This window comes from Altererythrobacter sp. C41 (genome assembly GCF_016803135.1).
Classification (GTDB): Bacteria; Pseudomonadota; Alphaproteobacteria; order Sphingomonadales; family Sphingomonadaceae; genus Pelagerythrobacter.
The window spans coordinates 145872-160104 of record NZ_JAEVFE010000005.1 but is presented as its reverse complement, the minus strand read 5'-3'; the positions used below and the strand labels follow the sequence as shown (position 1 = coordinate 160104).

Annotated in this window: 14 protein-coding genes and 1 tRNA gene; 9 read left to right on the top strand and 6 right to left on the bottom strand. The window is 67.7% G+C overall.

Annotated features, from left to right (window positions below):
- Positions 1–90 precede the first annotated feature (90 nt).
- The 3 genes from JNO53_RS10910 to JNO53_RS10900 all read left to right on the top strand — a co-directional run bounded on the left by JNO53_RS10910 (position 91) and on the right by JNO53_RS10900 (position 4589).
- Positions 91–2634, top strand: coding sequence for a TonB-dependent receptor (locus JNO53_RS10910; RefSeq protein ID WP_203110850.1), 2544 nt, complete (start codon positions 91–93; stop codon positions 2632–2634).
- 141 nt (positions 2635–2775) lie between these two features.
- Positions 2776–3489 (top strand): TonB family protein, encoded by a 714-nt coding sequence (locus JNO53_RS10905; RefSeq protein ID WP_203110849.1) that lies wholly within the window; start codon positions 2776–2778, stop codon positions 3487–3489.
- A 71-nt stretch (positions 3490–3560) separates the two neighbouring features.
- On the top strand, positions 3561–4589 hold the full coding sequence (locus JNO53_RS10900) for a mannose-1-phosphate guanylyltransferase (protein ID WP_203110847.1): 1029 nt from the start codon (positions 3561–3563) through the stop codon (positions 4587–4589).
- Positions 4590–4848: 259 nt separating this feature from the next.
- Here the strand turns inward: JNO53_RS10900 and JNO53_RS10895 are convergent, their stop codons facing one another.
- The 4 genes from JNO53_RS10895 to JNO53_RS10880 form a co-directional block, all read right to left on the bottom strand.
- Positions 4849–5151 (bottom strand): polyhydroxyalkanoic acid system family protein, encoded by a 303-nt coding sequence (locus JNO53_RS10895; RefSeq protein WP_203110845.1) that lies wholly within the window; start codon positions 5149–5151, stop codon positions 4849–4851.
- The gene (locus JNO53_RS10890; RefSeq protein WP_203110843.1) at positions 5151–5891 is read right to left on the bottom strand and encodes a hypothetical protein; all 741 of its coding nucleotides are present in this window, start codon (positions 5889–5891) and stop codon (positions 5151–5153) included. The genes JNO53_RS10895 and JNO53_RS10890 overlap by 1 nt, the downstream gene beginning before the upstream one ends.
- Positions 5891–7108 (bottom strand): toxic anion resistance protein, encoded by a 1218-nt coding sequence (locus JNO53_RS10885; RefSeq protein WP_203110841.1) that lies wholly within the window; start codon positions 7106–7108, stop codon positions 5891–5893. Before JNO53_RS10885 ends, JNO53_RS10890 begins: the two co-directional genes overlap by 1 nt.
- Positions 7109–7399: 291 nt before the next feature.
- Positions 7400–9154 carry a fatty acyl-AMP ligase gene (locus JNO53_RS10880; protein WP_203110839.1) on the bottom strand — a complete coding sequence of 585 codons (1755 nt, stop codon included), beginning with the start codon at positions 9152–9154 and terminating at the stop codon, positions 7400–7402.
- A gap of 129 nt (positions 9155–9283) precedes the next feature.
- Here JNO53_RS10880 and JNO53_RS10875 point away from each other — a divergent pair, with 129 nt between their 5' ends.
- The 4 genes from JNO53_RS10875 (at position 9284) to JNO53_RS10860 (ending at position 11317) form a co-directional block, all read left to right on the top strand.
- Entirely contained in the window at positions 9284–9859 is a 576-nt protein-coding gene (locus JNO53_RS10875) for a regulatory protein RecX (protein WP_203110837.1), read from the top strand.
- A complete protein-coding gene (locus JNO53_RS10870; RefSeq protein ID WP_203110835.1) occupies positions 9860–10342 on the top strand; it encodes a DUF192 domain-containing protein in 483 nt (160 codons plus the stop codon).
- A gap of 61 nt (positions 10343–10403) precedes the next feature.
- Positions 10404–10802: an NADH:ubiquinone oxidoreductase subunit NDUFA12 gene (locus tag JNO53_RS10865; protein ID WP_203110833.1), complete on the top strand. Its 399-nt coding sequence runs from the start codon at positions 10404–10406 to the stop codon at positions 10800–10802.
- 2 nt (positions 10803–10804) lie between these two features.
- Positions 10805–11317 carry a DUF2155 domain-containing protein gene (locus JNO53_RS10860; RefSeq protein ID WP_203110831.1) on the top strand — a complete coding sequence of 171 codons (513 nt, stop codon included), beginning with the start codon at positions 10805–10807 and terminating at the stop codon, positions 11315–11317.
- Here JNO53_RS10860 and aat read toward each other — a convergent pair.
- On the bottom strand, positions 11236–11931 hold the full coding sequence (aat, locus tag JNO53_RS10855) for a leucyl/phenylalanyl-tRNA--protein transferase (RefSeq protein ID WP_203110829.1): 696 nt from the start codon (positions 11929–11931) through the stop codon (positions 11236–11238). The genes JNO53_RS10860 and aat overlap by 82 nt on opposite strands.
- Before the next feature lie 99 nt (positions 11932–12030).
- Between aat and JNO53_RS10850 the strand changes: the two genes are divergently transcribed.
- Both JNO53_RS10850 and JNO53_RS10845 read left to right on the top strand, forming a co-directional pair.
- Positions 12031–12106: transfer RNA gene (locus JNO53_RS10850), tRNA-Trp, on the top strand.
- Positions 12107–12304: 198 nt separating this feature from the next.
- Positions 12305–12454, top strand: coding sequence for a hypothetical protein (locus JNO53_RS10845; RefSeq protein ID WP_203110827.1), 150 nt, complete (start codon positions 12305–12307; stop codon positions 12452–12454).
- 79 nt (positions 12455–12533) lie between these two features.
- Here the strand turns inward: JNO53_RS10845 and JNO53_RS10840 are convergent, their stop codons facing one another.
- Complete coding sequence (locus JNO53_RS10840; RefSeq protein WP_203110825.1) at positions 12534–14075, bottom strand: alanine/glycine:cation symporter family protein; 1542 nt, start codon at positions 14073–14075, stop codon at positions 12534–12536.
- Between the last annotated feature and the right edge of the window lie 158 nt (positions 14076–14233).

The window sequence follows — 14233 nt, the reverse complement described above, 5'->3', positions numbered from 1 at the left end:
AAAGCGACTTCCTAGCGTCGCGGTTCGTGCCTATCGGCCCGACATCCGTTTCCACCCCCGCAACCGAGCCTCACCGAAGGGATCGTTTTCATGAAGCTCAAGTATCTCCTGGCTGCCAGCGTCGTCAGCCTTTCCGCCGCGGCCGTGATGCCCTCCACGGCACATGCCCAGTCCACCGGCTCCGTCGACTTCGAGAATGACGACGTCATCATCGTGACCGGCACGCGCGACTCCGACGTCGGCGGTGTCGATGTGCCCAACACGCCGAAGGCGAAGCAGGTGCTGACCGAGGAAGTGATCCGGCGTCAGCGCCCCGGCCAGACCGTGAACGACATCATCAACCTCGTTCCGGGCGTCAGCTTCCAGAACAACGATCCCTGGGGTTCGGGCGGCGGTGGTTTCACCATCCGCGGCTTCGGCGCCGATCGCGTGTCGCAGACCCTCGACGGCCTGCCGCTCAATGACTCGGGCAACTACGCGCTCTACACCAACCAGCAGATCGACCCCGAGATTCTCGAGCAGGTCAATGTCAACCTCGGCGTGACCGACGTCGACAGCCCGACCGCGTCCGCGACCGGCGGCACGGTGAACCTGCGCACGCGGGTTCCCGGCGAAACGTTCGGCGTCGTCGCGACGGCGAGCTACGGCAACATTCTCGCCGAAGGCGCCGGCGACCGCCCCTACGTTCGTGCGTTCGGCATGGTCGACACCGGCGACATCACCGGCTTCGGCACGCGCGCCTTCGTTTCGGCGTCGTGGACCCGCTACGACAATCCGTTCAACAACTACGGCGAAGTCCGCAAGCAGCAGTACAACGGCCGCCTCTATCAGGAGATCGGCTCGAACGGCGACTTCATCTCCGTGGCCGGTCACTACAACGAGAACCGCAACAACTTCTTCGGCTCGTTCGACGTGCTCGATCTCAAGGAGATGGTGCAGAACGGCGAAGGCCGCGACCGGTTTTACGAAATCAACTATCCCTGCACGATTCCGGCTGGCCAGTTGGGCGGCGGTTTCGGCGAGGGCACAGCTGGCGTCGCCGAGCAATATGATGACCGGAACGGCTGCGGCGCGGAATTCGACCGGCGCTACAACCCGTCGAACACCGGCAACATCCGCGGTTCGTCGCGTTTCACCCTGTCGGACGGTTTGACCCTCACGGTCGATCCGAGCTTCCAGTACGTCAAGGCAAATGGCGGCGGCGTGGAAGATCTTCGCGAAGGTTTCCAGACGATCGGCGGCGTGCAGTACACCGGCTTCATCGGTGGCGGTTACTACTACGGCATGGACCTCAACGGTGACGGCGATCTGGAGGATCGCGTGGCCGGTATCGACCCCAGCCAGACGCGCACCGATCGCTACGGTGTCATCGCGAACCTGATCTACGACATCAACGACGATCACCGCGTCCGCCTGGCATACACGCTCGACCACGCGCGTCACCGGCAGACGGGCCAGACGGGCTTCCTGCGCGCGAGTGGCGAGCCGTTCGACGTGTTCCCGATGAACGATCCGGTCCTGACCTCGGACGGCTATGCGCTGAACAAGCGCGACCGCCTGTCCTACGCCATCCTCAATCAGGTATCGGGCGAATATAGCGGCACGTTCGGTCCGCTCGGCGTCGTGGCCGGGCTGCGGCTCCCGTTCTTCAAGCGCGAGCTGAACCAGAACTGCTTCACGACCTCGGCGTCGGGCTTCGTCGACTGCCTCGGCAATCAGGACACGGCTGCTTACGAAGCGGCCAATCCGGAAAATGCGCCGCCGCAGACGCGTACCTACAAGTACGACAAGCTGCTCCCGAACATCGGGCTGACCTACGACTTCGGGAACGTCTCGCTGTTCGCGAACTATGCCAAGGGCCTTTCGGTGCCCGGCACCGATCCGCTCTACGACTCGCTCTTCCTGGCCGACGTTCGTGAATCGCAGCCGGTTCCGGAAACGACCGACAGCTTCGACGTCGGCCTGCGGTACGGCTTGGGCAACAACCTGACGGCGCAGATCGCCGGCTGGTACACGCGCTACAACAACCGGCTTGCGTCGGCCTACGATCCGATCCTGGACGAGACCCTTTACCGGAACCTCGGCCGGGTGGACAAATACGGCATCGACGGCTCGGTGGCCTGGAGCCCGACTCCGAACACGCTGCTCTACGTGTTCGGCTCGTTCAACAACTCCGAGATCAAGGACGACGTTCTGGGCGGCCAGTGCGGCCTCGACGATGAGGGTATGCCCGATCCGGCGCAGTTCGGTTGCACCGTCGCCACGGTCGGTCAAGACTACTATCTTCCCACCGCGGGGAGCCGCGAGAGCGGCTCGGCCAAGTACACGGTCGGTGCGCGTGGTCAGATCAACTTCGGCCCGGTCGAATTCGGTGCGCAGGTCAAGTACACGGGCAAGCGCTTCGTCAACGACCTGAACGACACCACGGTGCCGTCCTACACGCTGGTCGACCTCGACGTGCGCTACACTCTCGGCGAGTTCGCGCCGGGCAAGGAAGCGGCGCTCCAGTTCAACGTCACCAACCTGTTCGACGAGCTCTACGTCGGTTACTACGGCGGCTCGCTCGACAGCGTGCCCTTCGCGCAGATCGGCGCGCCGCGCGCAGCGAGCATCTCGCTCGTCGTCGGCTACTGACGAACCGATCCAGCACCGTTGAAAAGGCGGCGGCGTTCCGAAAGGAGCGCCGCCGCTTTTTTATGCCCGGGCGCGGCGCATGGTCGGTTATGCTTTTGCAAGGGGAACGCAGGGCGCGAGGGAGGTGTTCTAATCCGCGGGATGATCGGGACCGGCTCCTCCTTCACTTCGCGCCGCAGGCCTCGCTTCGGCACGCTGGCGCTGATCGCGCTGCTGCACGTGCTGGCGATCTACGGGCTCGCGAAGGCGTTCGCGCCCGATCTTACCGGCGCGGTCGAGCGGCAGGTGGTCGAGGCGGTTACGGTCACGATCACGGCCCCGCCCGAGGAACCCGAACCTGCGGCCGAGCCCGACGCCGGCGCTTCGGGCGAGGAGGGGCGCGAGGCGGTGCCGCGGGAGGTCGCGGCGCCCGACCCGCCGATCCCGGTGCCTCGGCCGGTGCCGGCTCCGCGCGCTTCGTCGACCGGCAGCGCCGATAGTTCGGGCGCGAGCGAGAGCGGGTCGGGGACCGGTGCCGGCGGCGAGGGGACCGGCAGCGGACAGGGCGGCAGCGGCCAGGGCGACGGGGCGGTGACCAAGCCCGAGCACATTGCGGGTTCGATCGACGACGCGGGCGACTACCCGGTGCCCGAGGGCGGTCGCGCGGCGCGCCGCGGAACCGAGGTGATCGTGCGAGTGGTCGTCGGGGTCGACGGGCGCGCATCGAACTGCACGGTCTACCGCCCGAGCCCCGACCCCGAAGCGGACCGGATCACCTGCCGTCTGGTGGTCGAGCGGCTGCGTTTCCGCCCCGCGACCGATGCGCAGGGCAACCCCGTTCCGGCCCCGTTCTACTGGCGGCAACGGTGGTTCTGATCGGGACACACGGGCACCGGGCGGGTGCTGAGCCTTGCCCTGCCGCGCAAGCTGGTGAATGACGGGCACGCATGACCGACGGCATCCATCCGGTGATCCTGTGCGGCGGGAGCGGAACGCGGCTCTGGCCGCGAAGCCGCGCCGACCGCCCCAAGCCCTTCCTGCGCCTGCTGGGCGAGCAATCGCTGTTCGAAGCCACGCTGGCCCGGTGCCACGACAGGGCGCGGTTCGCGCCGCCGATGGTCGTGACGGGGGCGCGGCATCTCGATCTTGTCGAGGCGCAGGGACAGCCGGGCATGCGGATCGTGGTGGAGCCGGAGGGGCGGAACACCGCGCCTGCCATCGCGCTCGCGGCGGCGCTGCTGCCGGAGGATGCGATCATGCTGGTCTGCCCGAGCGACCACTATATCGCCGACACTCACGCCTTCCTCGCGGCGGTGGACGCCGCCGTGGCGCTCGCCGGGCGCGGCCGTCTCGTCGCCTTCGGCATCGCGCCCGACCGGCCGGAGACCGGTTACGGCTATATCCAGCGCGGCGCGGTTATCGACGGCGGCTACGACGTGGCGCGTTTCGTCGAGAAGCCGAACGAGGCGCTGGCGCGCGACTTCCTCGCCTCGGGCGAATTCAGCTGGAACGGCGGCATCTTCGCGTTTCGGGCGGGGACGTTCCTGGAGGAGCTGGCGCACCACCGCCCGGCGATGGCCGAAGCCGCGCGGGAAGCCGTGGCCCGCGGATCGGAACACGGCGCACGGTTCCATCCCTCGGCCTCGGTGTTCGCCGGGATCGAGGCGGAATCGATCGATTACGCGGTGATGGAGAACACCGGCCGCGCGGCGCTCGTGCCGGTCGACATGGGCTGGTCGGACATCGGCAACTGGGTCGCGCTGCGCGAGGCGCGGGAAGTGGGCGAAGCCGGTAATGTCGTGCGCGGAGCGGCCGAGCTGGTCGACTGTCGCAACGTCATGGTCGACAGCGACGGCCCGCGCGTCTCGTGCATCGGGCTCGAGGACGTGATCGTGGTGGTCGACGGCGACGAGGTGCTGGTGATGAGCGCGTCGGGCGCACAGAAGGTCGGCAAGCTCGGCGGCGCGAGCGGCTGAGCCCGTCTTAGAACCAATCGACATCCCGCCACGAGGGCTTGCGAAATGGCGGCTCAGCTCAACGCGGCGGCACGTCCCCCTTCTGTCATTCCCGCGCACGCGGGAATCCACGGAGGAACGGCCGCGCCCTGGATCCCCGCTTTCGCGGGGATGACAAAGCGTTGGGCCATCGAATGGGCAAGAGCCCTGCGGATCGATCCCCGCGCACATCCGGTGCCGACCGGCGACGACACGCCAAACCTCTGAATATCGGCCGGCTCTAGTCCTTCGTCAGCAGCTTGTGCCCCTGCTGGCGCACGGCGTTGGCGATCATCGGTTCGACGAAGCCGAGGGCGGGCGGCAGGTCGATCTCGAACACGAGCTGGCCGTCCTCGATATCGACGCGGCCGTCGAGGTTCTGGCCCATGGCGCTGACCCGCATGGTCATGCTGTCCTCGCTGGGCCAGGCGGTCGTCACTTCGGCCATGCCGCCGGGAATGTGATCCGCCATCTCGTGGCTGCGGTTGCGCAGCCGCTCGCGCACCGTCTCGCGCGGAAGATCGTGGGGAATCGCAACGCGCATCAGCCTTCGTCCTTCGTGGCGCCTTCGCCGTAGCGGTAGTCGAGATAGCGGTGGCGCACGGCGAGATCGTCGAGCGCGCCGTCGGCGAGCTGCCGCGTGACGCTGTCGATCTCCCGGCTGATACGGCCCAAGCCGTCGGCAAGCTGCTCGTCGGGCGTCGCCCCCGCACGCTTCTCGCCGCGGAGGTGCGCCGGCACCTTGCGGTAGGAATCGATCATTTCCGGCAGATGCTCGCCGACGAGCTGACGCACGTCGCGCACCGCGGGGTGCGACTGGTCGACCGTCTCCAGCTGGAGGCCCAGCGCGTCGAGCTGCACGCCGAGGTCGTCGACGATCTTCGCCGCCGGCGGGGGCAGGGCGGGACGCTGGTGCTCGAGCCACAGCTCGGTGCGGCCGACCATCTCCCGGGTATCGCCCTTGTTGAGCTCGGCCCGCTTGGGCACCTTCATCTTCGGGAAAGCCGAGAACACGAAGACCGCCGCGACGATCGCCAGCAGGGTGACCATCACGCCGGCAAAGCCGATCCCGTCGATCACCAGCCCGGCGACCATCGCCGCGATCACGATCCCGCCGACGGCGAGCGCGATCCGCTTCACCTTGCCGATCAGGTGCCGGGACTTGAGATCGGCCGATCCGCGCCCGATCGAGGCGCGCCGGTGGTAGCCGCCCGCGCGGTTCTCGGCCAGCGAGCGCCGCGCGCCGGCCATGATCACGTCGCTCTCGTGGGTACTGTCGGGCATCAGCTATCGAGCGTCAGCAGCGACGGTTCGCTGGAGCCGATCTTGGCCTGCGCCTGCGCCTGGCCTTCGGCGCGGGCGATATAGCCTTTCGACTTCTCGACCTCCTGGCTCAGCGCGGTCACCGTCTGCTTCATCGAATCGAGCGCGCGCAGCTTGAAGGTGTCGACCTCGTCCATCGTGTCGTAGATGTTCTGGAACGCGCGCTGCAGCGTTTCGAGCGGGATCGTGCTCGATGCGGCCTGCTCGTGGATCTTGCCGGTCTGCTCGCGCAGCATGGTGCTGGTCGAATCGATGATCCCTGCGGTCGTGTCGTTGAGCGCGGTGATCTGCTGCAGCACCAGCCGCTGGTTGGTCATCGCCTCGCTCACCGTCACCGCCGTGCGCAGCGCGCCGACGGTGGTCGTGCTGGCGCGGTCGACGCCCTTCACCAGCTCGACGTTGTTCTTCTTGACCAGATCGAGCGCGAGGTAGCCCTGCACCGAAACCGCCATCTGCGTCAGCAGGTCCTGCGTGCGCTGGCGGACGTAGAACAGTGCGGTTTCGCGGATCGCCTTGGCCTTGGCCGGGTCGGTCGCGTCGAGCTCGGCGGCCTTCTCCTCCAGCCGCTCGTCGAGCGTCTTGGAGATGTGGATCATCTGTTCCAGATTGCCCATCGCCTCCCACAGCTTGGCGCGCTCGACGTCGATCGCGGCGTTGTCCATCAGCAGCTCGTCCTTGCCGTTGCCGAGCTTGGAGAGAATCTGCTGGATGTGGGTCTGCGCGCTCTGGTAGCTGCGGAAATAGTCGTTCAGCTTGTTGCCGAAGGGGATGATGCCGAGCAGCTTCTTCGGCCCGGTCAGCTTGCCGCGGCGCGAAGGGTCCAGCTCCTCCACCGTGCGGCGCAGTTCGGCCAGGTTGGCGCCCACGCCCTCGTCCTTGTCCATCGCGCGCACCGGGCGGTCGAGGAAACGATTGGAATGCTGCGAGGCCGCCATGATCTCCTTGCGGCCCATGTTGGTGATCTGGTCGACCTTCTGGCCGAAGGCGGGCGAATTCGCGTCCTCGGCGACGAGGTCGCTGATGAACGCCTCGACCTTCTCGTCCAGCTTGGACTTCTTCTCCTCGCTCACCGGCACCAGTCCGGCGGCCTTCTCGGGCGCGATGTCCGGCACCGGATCGGGCGGGGTCAGCTCGAAATCGGTTGCGGTCGCCGTGGCGGTCTTGGTTTCGGTAGCCATGCCTGCTTCTTCGCTCCTCGCCGGGCACGGCCCGGCTCCTGCATACTGTGTTAAGTGCATAACACACGAAATTCAACGGTGGCGCTGACCGTCGTCGACGGAATGTCGGCTTTTTTCGGCGCAAGGCAAGCGAGAAAGGCCTGTCCGAGTCCCCGCGCAGGCGGGGGTCTCAGGCAGCGGGCGATACGCCGGCGCACCTCGTCCGAGCCTCAGCGCGGGCAGGGCCTTATACTTAGGCGGGCGGAGTGCCAGCGGCCTGAGGTCCCCGCCTGCGCGGGGACTCGGGAGAGGTCAGGCGGCTTCCATCAGCGGCAGCGGCTGGATCTCGCCGGCGAGGTAGAGCCGCTTGGCCTTGGCCCGGCTGAGCTTGCCCGAGCTGGTGCGGGGCAGGGTGCGCGGGGGGACCAGTTCGACGACGCAGTTCATCCCGGTGATCGAGCGGACCTTGTCGCGGATCTGCTCGTGCAGGCGCACGCGCTCCTCGGGGTCGGACACGCGGCAATGGACCAGCACCGCCGGCGCTTCCTCGCCGTTCTCGGTCTCGACCGAGAAGGCGGCGATGTCGCCGTGGTTGAAGCCCGGAAGCTGCTCCACCGCCCACTCGATGTCCTGCGGCCAGTGGTTCTTGCCGTTGATGATGATCATGTCCTTCGCCCGGCCGACGATGAACAGGTAGCCGTTCGCCATGTAGCCCATGTCGCCGGTGTCGAGCCAGACCTCCCCGTTTTCCTTGGCCACGAGGCAGTCGCTGGTCGCTTCCTCGTTGCGGAAGTAGGAGTGCATGACGCTCTTGCCGCGGCACCAGACCTTGCCGATCTTGTGATCGCCCTTGGCCTTGTCGTCCTCGCCGCGGATCTCGACTTCCATGCCGGGCAGCGGCTTGCCGCAGTTGACGATCGCGCGGTAGCGGGCGGGGCGCGAGAAATCGGCGCGCGTGCCCGACAGCCGCTCCTCCTCCACCAGCTCGACGCGGATCCCTTCGCCCGGCGGCATCACGGTGACCGCGAGCGTCGCTTCGGCGAGGCCGTAGCTCGGAGTGAAGGCGCTCGCGCGGAAGCCCGCGTCGGCGAAGGCGTTGACGAAGCTCTGCATCACGTCGGGCCGGATCATGTCCGCTCCGTTGCCCGCCGTGCGCCAGCGGGAGAGGTCGAAGCGGTCGGCCACGCTGCTCTGGCTCGATATGCGGCGGGCGCAGATGTCGTAGCCGAAAGTCGGCGAGTAGGAGAGCGTGTTGCCCTCGTTACGGCTGATCAGGTCGAGCCAAGCGAGCGGGCGGCGCGCGAAATGCTCGGTCTTGAGGTAGTCGCAGCTCACCTGGTTGGCGATCGGCGAGAGGAAGCAGCCGACCAGCCCCATGTCGTGATACCACGGCAGCCAGCTCACCACGCGGTCGTTCTCGCCCAGGTCGACCATGGTCGCGTGGCCGTAGAGATTGTGCAGCAGCGCCTCGTGCGTCACGGCCACGCCGGTCGGGAAACGGGTCGAGCCGGAGGAATACTGGAGGTAGCAGATGTCGTCGGGCCGCGCCTCGGGCAGTTCGCATTCGGGCGCTTCGCGCTCGGCGAAGCGCGCCCAGTCGATCCCTTCGCAGCCCTGCCGGTCTGCGGCGGCCTGCGCCATTTCGGCGATCTCGGGCGGATAGATGAAGATCTTCGGGTCCGAGCTCTCGAGCTGCACGGCGAGTTGGTCGATATAGCTGTCCTTGCCGCCGAAGCTGGTCGGCAGGGGCAGGGGCACGGGCCAGGCGCCGGCATAGACGCAGGCGCAGAACAGGGCGGCGAATTCGGGTCCGGTCTCGGCCACCAGCGCCACGCGGTCTTCCTTGCCGATGCCGGCCGCGACCAGACGCCGCGCCATCGCGAGCGCATCCTCGCGCATTTCGCCGTAGGGATAGGCCCGTTCCAGCGTGCCGCGCATGTCGTGGAAATTGAGGCCCTTCTCGCTACGGGCGGCGTAGTCGATCGCCTCGTTGAAGGTGGCGAAATCCGACCTGCGGCGCGGTAAGGCGCAGTCGTTCGGGGTCGGAATCAGGTTGGAATCGGTCATGTCTGGAGGCGGTACCCGTCATTAGTGCGCAACAATGCGCCATTATCCCCTATCCGGCGCCCTTATCCCTTCCTCGCCGTCGTTTCAAACTTTCCCATTTCCGAACGACTGTGGCACGAATAAGGCCGCATGGATCGCGAAGGAACGCACGAGAGGCGCAGGAAGCGCCCGCCGAGGCCGCTCGACGCCCAGCGGCTGGAGGAGCTCGCGCTCGCCTATGTCGCGCGTTTCGCCACCACGGCGGCGAAGCTGGAGGGCTATCTGGCGCGCAAGCTGCGTGAGCGCGGATGGGACGGAGAGCGCCCGGCCGACCCCGCGGCGATCGCGGCGCGATTCGCCGAACTGGGCTACATCGACGACGAAGCCTATGCCCGGGCGCGGGCCGGGGGCTTGCTGCGGAGCGGATACGGCGCGCGCCGGATCGACCAGGCGCTGCGCGGGGCCGGCGTCGAGGAGGATCTGCGCATCTCGGCCCGGCCGGGCGAGCGGGCGCGGCGCGAAGCCGCCCTGACGCTGGCCCGCCGGCGGCGCTTCGGACCGTTCGCGGGGGAGGTGCCCGAACGCGACCGGCGCGAGAAGCAGATCGCCGCAATGATCCGCGCCGGGCATGGATTTGACGACGCCCGCGCGGTAGTGGACGCGAAGGACGTCGCGGAAGCCAAGCAATGGGTGGCCGAAGCCCCCGCCGAAGAAGAGGATCGATAGATGCGCCCACTGCTTTCCCTTCTCGCCGCCGCACTCGCGGTGGCCTGCTCGCCCCAGGCCGGCGCGGGGGCGGCCGCCCCTGCCGAGACCACCACCAGCCGCCATCCGGTCTCGGGGCTGGAGACGATCCCGCTCGCGGTGGTCAGCGACGGCAAGCGCCACGCCTTCACGGTGGAAGTTGCACGCACCCCGCAGGAGCAGGCACGCGGGCTCATGTTCCGCACCGAGCTCGGGCCGAACGAGGGCATGGTCTTTCCCCGCAATCCGCCCGACGTGGCGAGCTTCTGGATGAAGAATACCCCGCTGCCGCTCGACATCATCTTCATCGGCGAGGACGGGCGGATCATGAACATCGCTGCCAACACCGTTCCCTATTCGCTCGATTCCGTTTCGGCCGTCGGGCTGACGAGCGCCGTGCTCGAAATTCCCGGGGGCCGGGCGGCCGAACTGGGGATCGAGCCGGGCGACGCGGTCGAATGGTAATCGCGGCCGTTCTCAATTGCGCGCTTGGCCGCGCGGAGCGAATCGGCTAACCGCCCGCTCCATGAACTTCCTGGCCAAGATCTTCACCTGGTGGAACGGCGCGACGATCGGCACGCTGCTCAATAGCTGGCGCCACGGTGTCGAAGTCGGCACCGACGCGCAGGGCAACCGCTACTTCCGGTCGCGCAAGAAGTCGCCCGACGGGCGGGAGCGCCGCTGGGTGATCTACGACGGTTCGAACGACGCCAGCCGGGTGCCCCCCGAATGGCATGGCTGGCTCCACGGCCAGTTCGACGACGTGCCCGAGAGCCGCCTGCCCCCGCCGCGGATCTGGGAAGCCGACTACACGCCGAACGCGACGGGGACGGAGGCAGCCTACCTGCCGCAGGGGGCGCTGCAGCGCGGCGGGCGCCGTGCGGCGGCAACGGGTGACTACGAAGCGTGGTCGCCGGACAACTGAGCGTGGGCCGGCTCGCCCTCGCGCTGCCACTGGCCGCGGCGCTCGCCGCCTGCACGCAGGAAGCGCCGGCGCCGGAGCCGGTCGAGACCGAGATTCCCGAAAGCCTGCGCACCGGCACGCCGCCCGCGCCGGTCGGCGACAGCGGCGCGGGAACGCAGATGGAAGAGCGGGTCGCCACGCTCGGCCTGCTCAACAAGCGCAACAACCTGTCGCAGGACCTGGAGATGCAGCCCGGCGAATCGCGCCGCGTGGGTGACGTGATCGTCCGCCTCGCCGCCTGCGAGCGCACCGCCCCCTGGGAGATGCCGCACGAGACCGGGGCGTTCGTCCAGGTCTTCGTCCGCCAGGCGGGCGACGAAGGGGTGTGGGACAAGACCTTCTCGGGCTGGCTGTTCAAGAACTCGCCCAGCCTGAACGTGGTCGAGCACCCGATCTACGACGTCTGGGTGAAGGACTGCGCGATGACGTTCCCGGGCGAAGAGGGCGGCTCGGCCTCGGCCAGCAGCGAATCGTAGGCTTCGGCCAGCGTCATGCGCGGCTCGCCGCGCGCATCCTCCAGCAAGGCGCAGTAGCGCCGCTGTGAAATCTCCACCGCACCTAGCGAGGCGAGGTGCGGGGTCATGAACTGGCAGTCGAGCAGCGCGAAGCCGGCCCGCCGCATCAGCGCCACCAGCCAGGCGAGCGCCACCTTGGACGCATTGTCGGCGCGGCTGAACATGCTCTCGCCGCAGAATGCCCGGTCGACCGCGAGCCCGTAGAGCCCGCCGACGAGCTCGCCGCCCCGCCAGCATTCGAGCGAATGGGCGTGCCCGTCGCGGTGAAGTGCGCAGAAACTCTCCTCGATCCGGCGGTTGATCCAGGTCCCCTCGTGATCCGGCCGGGGCGCGGCGCAGGCGCGCAGGACCTCCTCGAAGGCGCGGTCGCAGGTGACGGTGAACCCGCCGTGCCGCAGGACCTTGCGCAGCGAGCGCGAGCAGTGGAATCGGTCGAGCGGGAGGATCGCGCGCTTGCGCGGCTCGACCCAGAACACTTCCGGGTCGTCGCGGCCGTCCGCCATCGGGAAGATCCCGTTGCGATAGGCGAGCAGCAGGAGATCGCCGGGGATCGGGCCTTGCGCGGGCGCGTGCATGACCGCCGCCTCTATCGCGCATGGGGCGAAGTTCCTAGCGCCATGCGCGCGCCGCCTTGCCATCCCCCGTGCTTCGCTTTAGAGGGCGCTTCCGCCTGCAGGGGTGTAGCTCAGTTGGTAGAGCATCGGTCTCCAAAACCGAGGGCCACGGGTTCGAATCCTGTCACCCCTGCCAGGCGATTCCGGCCGCGATGGCATTCGCGCCACAGCTCCTGAAAATTCGCTCTCCACGGGAACCCCCTCGACAAACAGCGCGAGGCGCTCGGGCTTGCGTCCCGCAGTGGAGCAGCCGCCGCAAGGCCGGGAACCGCTGCGCCGAACCGGTCATTGTATGCGTCGGACGGAGGGCACGAGTGATCATGGAGACGATGCCATGTCGGGTTTGACCTTCCGCAGCAGTCGCCCCGACCGGTGGGTTCAGCCCCGCCCCCATCGCGACGCTTCGCTGCGATATCTGATGCACGGACCGATCCGGCCGATGGAAGAGCCGGGGTTCTGGGCCCGCCTGTTCGGCGTCCGCTAGAATCCCGTCACCCGGTGGGACGACAGAACGGAAAAGGGGCCGGATGCACGGGCATCCGGCCCCTTTCTCTGGTCGGCCGTCAGTATTCTTCGGGCTCTTCCGGCGTTTCGCTGCGGTAGTCGCGCCCGGCCTTGCGCTCGCCCCGCGCCAGCTTGAACACGACGCCCGACAGCAGCGCCAGCGCAAGCAGGTTGGGCAGGGCCATCGTCGCATTCGAGATGTCGCCCAGCCGCCAGACGAGCTGGGACGGCTGCATCGCGCCGATGAAGATGGCGATGCACCAGATCACCCGCCAGATGATGTGGAGCACCTTCTCGCCGCCCCGAGTGGAGCCGGGCACCCGGTCGTAGATGAACGTGATTGCGCGCTCGCCGTAATAGGACCAGGTCAGCAGGGTGGTGAAGACGAACAGGATCAGCGCCACACTGGCGACCAGCGTGCCGAGCGGGATCGATCCGATCTCGAACGGGAACGCCGCGGCGAATGCGCCCGATGTCGTCACGAAGCCCGACATGGCCGTGGTCCCGAGGTCGGACTGCCACACGTGATCGACGGGCTGGCCGTTGTAGGTGAAGTCGCCCTGCACCGTCAGGATGACGAGCGCGGTCATGGTGCAGATCACGATCGTGTCGATGAAGGTGCCGAGCATCGCCATCCGGCCCTGCTGCTCGGGATCGTCTGTCTGCGCCACGGCGTGCGCCATCGGCGTCGAACCTTGCCCGGCCTCGTTGGAGAACAGCCCGCGTGCCACGCCCGCGCGGATCGCCAGGATGATCGCCGCGCCGGCGAAGCCGCCGCTGGCGCTCTGCGCGTTGAACGCCCCGGCGAAAATGCGGCCGAAAGTCTCCGGTAGGTCCCCGAAATTGATGGCGAGGGCGATCAGCGCCATGACGATGTAGGCCGCTGCCATGAACGGCACGATTTTCTCGGCCACGTTGCCGATCGACTTGATGCCGCCGATGATCACCACGAACACCGCGATCGCGACGATCAGCCCGCCCAGCCACCGCTCGAACCCGAACAGCTCGGTGAGGCCGCTCGCCACTTCGTTGGCCTGGATCGAATTGCCGGTGACCAGCGCCGAGAACAGCGTGCCGATGCAGAACACGATCGCCAGCCAGGTCCATTTCGGGCCGAGGCCCAGCATGATGTAGCTCATCGGACCGCCGCGAGCGACGCCATCGGACGTGGTCTCGCGATAGCGGATGGCGAGGCTGCCTTCGGCAAAGGCGAGCGCCATGCCGAACAGCGCGGTGATCCACATCCAGAACACGGCGCCGGGCCCGCCGAGCGCGATCGCCGTGGCGACGCCGGCCAGATTGCCGGTGCCGACCTGACCCGAGAGCGCGGTGGAAAGCGCGGCGAAAGGGCTGATCTCGCCTGATCCGGAGCCTTTGCGGCCCGCGAAGAGCCCGCGCACTGCCGCGCCGAACTTGACGATGGGATAGAAGCGCAGGCCGATCATGATCCACAGCCCCACGCCGAGCAGGATCACGGCCAGGGGCGGAATGGGGATCAACTGCTCACCGTTCCACGTCCCGCCCCAGATGAAGTCGGATATGTTGGTGACCGGTGCGATCAGTCGTTCGCCCAGCGTGGCTGGTGCCTGGCTTGCTGCCATTCGCGTCTATCCCCTTAAGTGCCCCTGAAATATGATGGGCAGGCTAACGGCGCGAAGCGGCGAGGACCACCCCCAAGTTTCCACTGCAACCGGTTTGTCGCTCCACGCCGCACCGCCTTGCTTTTGCCTGCCATGCCGCCTAAATGCAGCCCGCCTTC